General features: G+C 65.4%; 8 protein-coding genes. All 8 read left to right on the forward strand.

Features of this window, described 5'->3' with window-relative positions; translation table 11 throughout:
- Nucleotides 1-503, forward strand: a 503-nt coding sequence (gene fdhE, locus LQT98_RS18265) for a formate dehydrogenase accessory protein FdhE (RefSeq protein ID WP_231464125.1), incomplete at its 5' end; no start/stop codon positions are given.
- A gap of 149 nt (nt 504-652) precedes the next feature.
- A complete protein-coding gene (locus LQT98_RS18270; protein ID WP_231464128.1) occupies nt 653-1,633 on the forward strand; it encodes a hypothetical protein in 981 nt (326 codons plus the stop codon).
- A gap of 17 nt (nt 1,634-1,650) precedes the next feature.
- Nucleotides 1,651-2,019, forward strand: a complete 369-nt coding sequence (locus LQT98_RS18275) for a response regulator (RefSeq protein WP_048409685.1) — start codon at nt 1,651-1,653, stop codon at nt 2,017-2,019.
- Nucleotides 2,020-2,032: 13 nt separating this feature from the next.
- Nucleotides 2,033-2,383, forward strand: a complete 351-nt coding sequence (locus LQT98_RS18280) for an STAS domain-containing protein (RefSeq protein ID WP_231464130.1) — start codon at nt 2,033-2,035, stop codon at nt 2,381-2,383.
- On the forward strand, nt 2,373-4,637 hold the full coding sequence (locus LQT98_RS18285) for a chemotaxis protein CheA (RefSeq protein ID WP_231464132.1): 2,265 nt from the start codon (nt 2,373-2,375) through the stop codon (nt 4,635-4,637). Before LQT98_RS18280 ends, LQT98_RS18285 begins: the two co-directional genes overlap by 11 nt.
- On the forward strand, nt 4,634-6,244 hold the full coding sequence (locus LQT98_RS18290) for a methyl-accepting chemotaxis protein (RefSeq protein ID WP_231464134.1): 1,611 nt from the start codon (nt 4,634-4,636) through the stop codon (nt 6,242-6,244). The genes LQT98_RS18285 and LQT98_RS18290 overlap by 4 nt, the downstream gene beginning before the upstream one ends.
- Before the next feature lie 13 nt (nt 6,245-6,257).
- Nucleotides 6,258-6,812 (forward strand): chemotaxis protein CheW, encoded by a 555-nt coding sequence (locus tag LQT98_RS18295; protein ID WP_048409634.1) that lies wholly within the window; start codon nt 6,258-6,260, stop codon nt 6,810-6,812.
- A 6-nt stretch (nt 6,813-6,818) separates the two neighbouring features.
- Nucleotides 6,819-7,946: methyl-accepting chemotaxis protein (locus tag LQT98_RS18300; RefSeq protein ID WP_231464136.1), on the forward strand; the 1,128-nt coding region annotated here is incomplete at its 3' end.

The following is a 7,946-nucleotide window of genomic DNA, read 5'->3' on the forward strand; positions in this document are numbered from 1 at the left end:
CGCTGCTGGACGGCGACTTCGCCGCCGTAGGCTCGGCGCGGGCGCCCTTGCTGTGGGCGGCACTGTCGGTCTACTTCAGCCAGCTGGCCGCGCAATTGCAGGTGACTGCGGTGGCCGAACCCGACGACGCCCGCCACCTGTGCCCGGTGTGCGCGATGCCGCCGGTGGCCAGCGTGGTGCGCCTCGGCAACGAGTCCGGCCTGCGCTATCTGCATTGCAGCCTGTGCGAGAGCGAATGGCATCTGGTGCGCGCCAAGTGCAGCAATTGCGAAGCCACGCGCGATATCGGCTACTGGTCGCTGGAGCAAGGCGACAGCCAGCAGGCCGCGGTGCGCGGCGAAAGCTGCGGCGACTGCGGCAGCTATCTGAAGATCCTGGCGCTGGACAAGGATCTGAATGCCGAACCGGCGGCCGACGACCTGGCCACGCTGGCGCTGGATCAACAGCTGGAACAGCGCGGCTTCGCCCGCAGCGGGGTCAATCCCTTGCTGTTCCCCGGCTGAGCAACGGTTCCAAGTCTGCCCCCCAAGCCTCCATCACGGAGGCTTTTTTCATTGCGTCGGCAAACATCTTGGCCACGCCGTCCGTTTGCATAAGAAAAAACCAACAACTACAAAAAAGGTATGACTTTTTTCTATCCCGGTTAATCGACATGGCTCTCCCGCCCCTGACGCCAAGACATCGCCTGCTGCTGGGCCTGGCCATCAACGGCGGCGTCCTCTGCTGGCTGTTCTGGGGGCATCCGCTGCTCTGGGCTGGCCTGGCGCTCAGCAGCGCGGCATTGGCGCTGGCGCTGCTCTGGCCCGCCGCCGCGCCGACGCAGGCCACACCACGCGCCGACGATTACTGGCAGGGTTTCGCCAACCACATCTGCGCGCTGCTGCCGCTGTGGACCGGCCACATCGCGCTGGGCAAGGAACAGATGGACGACGCCGCCAATCGGCTGACCATGCGCTTCGACGGCATTCTGCGCCAGGTGGGCGGCTCGGTACGGCAAGCCGGCGAACATACCGACAAGACAGTGCTGGCGCAGGCGGAAAGCCGGCTCAAACACATGCTGGAATTGCTGCAGAACGCCACCCGACAGCAAACCGATCTCGCCATCCACTTGCACACGCTGGGCCAGTCCGCCAATACCTTGCAAAACCTGGTGCGCAGCCTGGTCAATGGCCGCCAGCTGGACAGCGAGCAGAATATGGAACAGTTGGGCAACGACACATTGGAGCAACTGTCCCGGCTGCAAACCCAGATCGACAAGGCGATGGGCAGCCTGGCGCAGATGGCGCACGAACCGGTACGGCCGCAGGCGCCGCTGGGCGCAAGCGCCGCGCCGCTGGACGAGGAAGCGGCGTTTGCGCAGAGCTTGCCGCAGGCATTGGAAGACATCCTGGTGCAGTTGCAATTCCAGGACCGCGTCGATCAAATCCTCAGCGGTGTGCAAAACGATATGCGCCGGCTGGAGAACGTGATCACCCTGGCGCTGGCGGCGGCCGAGCACCGGCCGGAGCCGCCGGACACCGCCGCCTGGCTGGAAGCGCTGAAAAACAGCTATACCACCCATGAGCAGCGTGTCCTGCACAGCAGCGACCAGGCGGAATCCGGCGATAAGCAAAACAACATCACATTTTTTTGATTCGGGGAATGTTCCAGATGGCCAAGACCATACTCATCGTCGATGATTCGGCCAGCCTGCGGCAGGTGGTGCGCATGACGCTCGCCGGCGCGGGCTATGAGGTGCTGGAGGCCGCCAACGGCCAGGAAGCGCTGGACGTGCTGGATGGACGCAAGGTCCATCTGATCGTTTCCGACGTGAACATGCCGCTGATGGACGGCATCGCGCTGCTGCGCAATATCAAGGTCCACCCCAATTACAAATTCACCCCGGTGATCATGCTGACCACGGAATCGTCCGAGGAAAAGAAGCAGGAAGGCAAGGCCGCCGGGGCCAAGGCCTGGGTGGTCAAGCCGTTTCAGCCTCCGGTGCTGCTGACCGCCGTTTCCAAATTGATCCTGCCCTGACCGGGAGCCCGACATGGCGCGCGCCCGCAAAAAATCAGACGCCCAGCACAGCGCGCCCGCCGCGCTGTCCACCACGCCGTTCCAGTTGACGCTGAGCGGCGAACAGACCATTTACCAGGCGGCGGAACTGCACCAGCAGTTGGCCGAGGCGCTGGGCAAGCACACCGCCATCCAGCTGGAACTGTCCTGCGTCAGCGAACTGGACTGCGCCATCGCCCAGGTGCTGATCTGGCTGCGCGGCGAAGCCGGCGCGCGCGGCGTCGCACTGGAGTTCATCGCGCCCAGCCAGCCGGTGCAGGACTTCATCCGCCTGATCGGCTTGCAAGCGATGTTGCCGCTGGAGGAACTGGCGCATGGATCTTGAACTGGCGCTGCAAACCTTCTTCGAGGAGTCCAACGAGCTGCTGGGCGAGATGGAACGCATCCTGCTGGACGTGGAAGCGGACAACACCACCAGCGAACAGCTGAACGCGCTGTTCCGCGCGATGCACACCATCAAGGGCTCGGCCGGCTTGTTCGGCCTCGACATCATCGTCGCCTTCACCCATGAAGTGGAAAACGCGCTGGACCAGCTGCGCGACGGCAAGCTGCGCCTGGACGATATGCTGACCGGCCTGCTGCTGCGCTGTCACGATCACGTCAAGGAAATGCTGGCCGCGCTGGCGGCCAAGGACAGCCTGGACCGCTTCGCCCAGCCCGAACTGCTGACCGAACTGGCCGCCTATACCCAAACCGGCGCGGCTCCGGAGCCGGAAGCCGCCGCGCCGCCCGCGGCGGCGGAACCCGCCATGCCGGCCGAGCCTGAGCCCGATGAGCCCGGGTCCGGGCTATGGCTGCTGTCGCTGCGCTTCGGCCCGGACATGCTGCGCAACGGCATGGACCCCTCCTCCTTCATCCGCTACCTGGCCACCATAGGCGAGGTCGAACAGATTCAAGCGGTGGCCACCCAATTGCCGGCTGGCGCGGACTTCAACCCGGAAACCAATTACCTGCGCCTGGAGGCGCGCTACCGCAGCCCGGCGGAACAACAAACCCTGGCCGATGTGTTCGAGTTCGCCCGCGAAGACAGCGAAGTCCACATCTGGCCATGGCCGGCCACGCCGGCGCAGCAGGCCGCGGCGCTGGCCAGCGCCGACGCGACCGAGGCCGCCGCGGTGCGCGCGGTATGGCTGCGCCTTGGACTGGATGCCGACGCGCCGACGGCTGCCGTCGGCGTCGACGCGGACACAGCCTGGACCTACGCCGATGCCGACACGCCGGCCGAGACGGCAATGCCGGAACCGGAAGCGAACGCGACATCATCCGAACCCGCCCAGCCGGCGGAAGCCGCGCCCGGCCGCGCCAAGGGCGGCGGCGAAGCCAAGAACGCCAAGCAGGCGGAAAGCAAGTTCATCAAGGTGGAAGCCGGCAAGCTGGATAGCCTGATCAATCTGATCGGCGAACTGGTGATCGCCGGCGCCGCCGCCAATCTGGTGGCGCGCCGCTCGCAACAAAGCGCGCTGGTGGAGTCCACCCAGGCCATCGCCAACCTGATCGAACAGATCCGCGCCGGCACGCTGTCGATGCGCATGATACAGATAGGCGAAATCTTCAGCCGCTTCCCGCGCGTGGCGCGCGATGTCTCGCGCGAATTGGGCAAGGACATCCAGCTGCATATCTCCGGCGCGGAAACCGAGCTGGACAAATCGATGGTGGAAAAGCTGGGCGATCCGCTGATGCACATCGTGCGCAACGCCATCGACCACGGCATCGAAACCACCGCGCAACGACTGGCCGCCGGCAAGCCGGCCGAAGGCCATGTCTGGCTCAACGCCTACCACGAATCCGGCAGCATCGTCATCGAAGTGGCCGACGACGGCGGCGGGCTCAACCAGGCGCGCATTCTGGCCAAGGCGGTGGAGCGCGGCCTGCTGCCGGCCGACATGGCGCTGCCGGAGCAGGATGTGTTCCGGCTGATCTTCGAGGCCGGCTTCTCCACCGCGGACCAGGTGACCAGCATCTCCGGCCGCGGCGTGGGCATGGATGTGGTGCGAAAGAGCATAGAACAGCTGCGCGGCACCATAGACATCGAATCCGAACTCGGCCTGGGCACCACCTTCCGCATCCGGCTGCCGCTGACCCTGGCCATCATCGACGGCTTCCTGGTGGAAGTGGGCGCCGCCACCTTCGTGGTGCCGCTGGAAGCAGTGATCGAATGCATAGAACTGCCGGCCGCGCTGGACAGGGACAGCGTGCACGACTGCCTGAACCTACGCGGCGAGCTGTTGCCGCTGCTGCGGCTGGACAACTTCCTGGACTTGCCCGCCGTCGCGGCCAAGCGCCGCAACGTGGTGGTGGTCCACTACGGCGAGCGCAAGGCCGGCCTGGTGGTGGACGCGCTGCTGGGGGAATTCCAGACCGTTATCAAGCCGCTGGGCAGCCTGTTCCGCCATTTGAAGGCCATCAGCGGCTCCACCATTCTGGGCACCGGCGAAGTCGCGCTGATTCTCGACGTGCCCGCCTTGATCCACCATGCCACCCAAAAAGAGGCGGAGCGCTACACCCTGCCCTCGCCCGTCCGGGAATGGGAACCTGGCACTAGCAACCCGGCGGCGAAAACGGATAGGAGCGCCCAATGAGCCAATCGAAAAACGGAATGACCATAGCGCAGAAGCTCGGCCTGGGCTTCGGCCTGATCATCGTGCTGATGCTGATCTGCGTCAGCTGCGCGCTGTACGGCCTGGAAGTCAGCAACAGCGCCCTGCGCAACATCACCACGTTCAACAACCAGGAAAGCCGGCAAGCGCGGCTGCTGGTCAGCGACAACCAGGACATCCGCATCGCCTACCGCAATGTGATGCTGGCGGAAGGGCCCACCGACATCAGCGCATCGCTGCAAGCCTACCAGGCCACCAAACAGGCCTATATGGAGCGCGAGAAAAAGCTGGCCGACATCTTCCGCCAGGCCGACAACAACACCCCGCAGGAACTGGAGCTGCTGGGCCGCATCCAGAACATGCGCCCCGCCACCCTGGCGCTGGTGGACAAGGCAGTGGACCTGGCCAACCAGGGCCGCCAGGAAGACGCCAAGAAAATCATGCAAAACGACATCGCGCCGCAGATGCAGGCGTTCAACCAGCAATTGAACGCGCTGGCCGACCTGGAAGACAAGCTCAACGACCAGCTCGCCGCCGACGCCAACGGCAGTTATCAACAGGCGCATTGGGTGATGATAGGCCTCTCGCTGTTCGCCGTCGTCATCAGCGCCGGCCTGGCCACCTTGATCACCCGCAATCTGCTGCGCACCCTGGGCGGAGAACCTCACTATGTGTCCGAAGTGATGCGCCAGGTGGCCGACGGCAAGCTGGACACCGAGATCCGGCTGCGTCCGGGCGACCAAACCAGCTTGTGCGCCGCCATCGCCGCCACCATAGAACGGCTGCGCACCATCATCGCCGAGGTCAAGAGCGGCTCCGAAGCCTTGTCCAGCGCCGCGCAGCAGATCAACTCCACCTCGCAATCGCTGTCCCAGGCCGCCAGCGAACAGGCGGCCGGCATCGAGGAAACCTCGGCCTCGGTGGAAGAGATGTCCTCCTCCATCAGCCAGACCAACGACAATGCCCGCGTCACCGAAAGCATCGCCACCAAGGCCTCGCGCGAAGCGGCCGAAGGCGGCGAGGCGGTGCGCCGCACCGTGGACGCGATGCGCCAGATCGCCGACAAGATCGGCATCGTCGACGACATCGCCTACCAGACCAATCTGCTGGCGCTCAACGGCAAGGGCTTCGCCGTGGTGGCGGCCGAGGTGCGCAAACTGGCCGAACGCAGCCAGATCGCCGCCCAGGAAATCAGCGGCGTGGCCGGCAGCAGCGTCAAGCTGGCGGAACAGGCCGGCCAGTTCCTGGAGGAAATCGTGCGCTCCAGCAGCCGCACCGCCGACCTGGTGCAGGAAATCGCCGCAGCCTCCAACGAGCAGGCCAGCGGCGTCAGTCAGATCAATTCCGCCATCCAGCAACTGAGCCTGACCACCCAGCAAAACGCGTCCGCCAGCGAAGAACTGGCCTCCACCGCCGAGGAGATGAACGATCAGGCCGAACACCTGCATGAACTGATGGGCTACTTCAAGCTGAGCGCCAACGAGGACTTCCGCCCGGCGCCGCGTCAGCGCACGCGGCACGAATCCAGCCACTTCCCCGCGCCGCTGCACGCGCCGCTGGCGGAAGAGTCTGACTTCATCCGCTTCTGAACCGGAGCCCGCCATGAAACCGCTCCATTTACTACGCAAGCACGAACACAGCGCCGAGCCGCAGGCCGACGTCAGCCAATACCTGACCTTCCAGCTGGGCGACGACGTATTCGCCATCGGCATCCTGGCGATACGCGAAATCCTGGAATACCTGAAACCCACCCATGTGCCGCTGATGCCGCCCTTCATCCGCGGCGTGATGAATCTGCGCGGCTCGGTAGTGCCGGTGATCGATCTGTCGCTGCGCTTCGCGCGCGGCGAAACCGAAATCAACCGCCGCACCTGCGTCGTCATCATCGAGGTGGAGGGCGAGGAACAATTGCAGCTGATCGGCATCCTGGTGGACGCGGTGCACGAAGTACTGGCCATCCCCGACGCCGACATCGAACCGCCGCCGCAATTCGGCAGCAAGATCCGCGTCGATTTCATCGCCGGCATGGCCAAGCTGGACAGCCATTTCATCGTGCTGCTCAACGTCAACAAAGTGCTGTCCGTCGATGAAATGGCGCTGATCTCCAGCCTGGGCCAGCAGGAAGCCGCCGTCGAGAGCCTGCCGGAAAAGGCCTGAGCCGCAATGTCCTCCCCTCACGCGCAGCCCTCCTTCGGCCTGACCGTGTCGCGGCAACTGAAGCTGGGCTTCGGCGCGCTGCTGCTGCTGTTGCTGAGCCTGATCGGAGCCGGCCTGTACGGGCTGGAGGCATATCACCGCCAGCTGGACGACATCACCCAGGTCTATGGCCGTCACGCGCGGATCAGCGACCGGATGTACGGCCAGATCCAGGAAATGCGCATCGGCTACCGTTCCTTGATCATCGTCTCCACCCGCCGCGACATCGACGCCTGGCGCGAGCGCTACCTAAGCGCGCGCGGACGCTATCTGGAACTGGAACAGCGGCTGGCCGACGGCATCGCGCGGCAGCAGGCGCCGGGCCGGGCCGGGCTGCAACAGGCGTTGCGGCGGCTGCAAAACCGTCGCGTCGAAGCCTTCGTCCAACTGGACCTGGCGATGCGCCAGGCCTCCGCCAACCAGAAATACGAGGCGCGCAAGGTGCTGGGCCGCGCCACGCCGGACTTCCTCGCGGCCTTGCGACAGCTGCAAACCGAAACCCACGCGCTGCGACAGCAGGCGGCGCAACGCGCGGAACAGCGCTGCCGGGAACTGACGGCGCTGCTGCGCGCGCTCGCCGGCGGCAGCCTGCTGAGCGGATTGCTGCTGGCCTGGACGATACACCGCCAGCTGTGGCGCGTGCTGGGCGCGGAGCCGGAAGCGCTGGCGCAGCGCATGCGCGACATGGCCGCCGGCCGACTATGGCAAGAAAGCGAACCGGCGCCGGGCGCGCGCCGCAGCGTGGACGGCATCCTGCGCCACAGCTGCCGCCACCTGAGCGCCATCCTTCACGAAGTGAGCCACAGCGCCGGTCAATTGGCCGACAGCGCCCGCGAAATCCGCGCCACCGCCGAAGCGCTGGCGCAAAACAGTTGGGAGGCCGCGCTCAGCGTCGATACCACCGCCAACGGCTGCACCCAGATGAACGCGGTCAGCCAGCGCAATCTGGCGCAAGCGGAGCAGACCAATGCCGCCGCTCATCAGGCCGCGAACCAGGTGGCCGACAGCAAGCAGGCGGTGCAGACCCTGGAGCAGGCGCTGGAGCAGATCTCCGCCCGCATTCAAATCGTCGAGGACATCGCCTACCAGACCAAT

The organism is Chromobacterium aquaticum, assembly GCF_021129195.1.
Taxonomy (GTDB): Bacteria; Pseudomonadota; Gammaproteobacteria; order Burkholderiales; family Chromobacteriaceae; genus Chromobacterium; species Chromobacterium aquaticum.

Coding starts and splice junctions, on each gene's coding strand:
- LQT98_RS18270 (WP_231464128.1), top strand. CDS start 653: ATGGCTCTCCCGCCCCTGACGCCAAGACATCGCCTGCTGCTGGGCCTG.
- LQT98_RS18275 (WP_048409685.1), top strand. CDS start 1,651: ATGGCCAAGACCATACTCATCGTCGATGATTCGGCCAGCCTGCGGCAG.
- LQT98_RS18280 (WP_231464130.1), top strand. CDS start 2,033: ATGGCGCGCGCCCGCAAAAAATCAGACGCCCAGCACAGCGCGCCCGCC.
- LQT98_RS18285 (WP_231464132.1), top strand. CDS start 2,373: ATGGATCTTGAACTGGCGCTGCAAACCTTCTTCGAGGAGTCCAACGAG.
- LQT98_RS18290 (WP_231464134.1), top strand. CDS start 4,634: ATGAGCCAATCGAAAAACGGAATGACCATAGCGCAGAAGCTCGGCCTG.
- LQT98_RS18295 (WP_048409634.1), top strand. CDS start 6,258: ATGAAACCGCTCCATTTACTACGCAAGCACGAACACAGCGCCGAGCCG.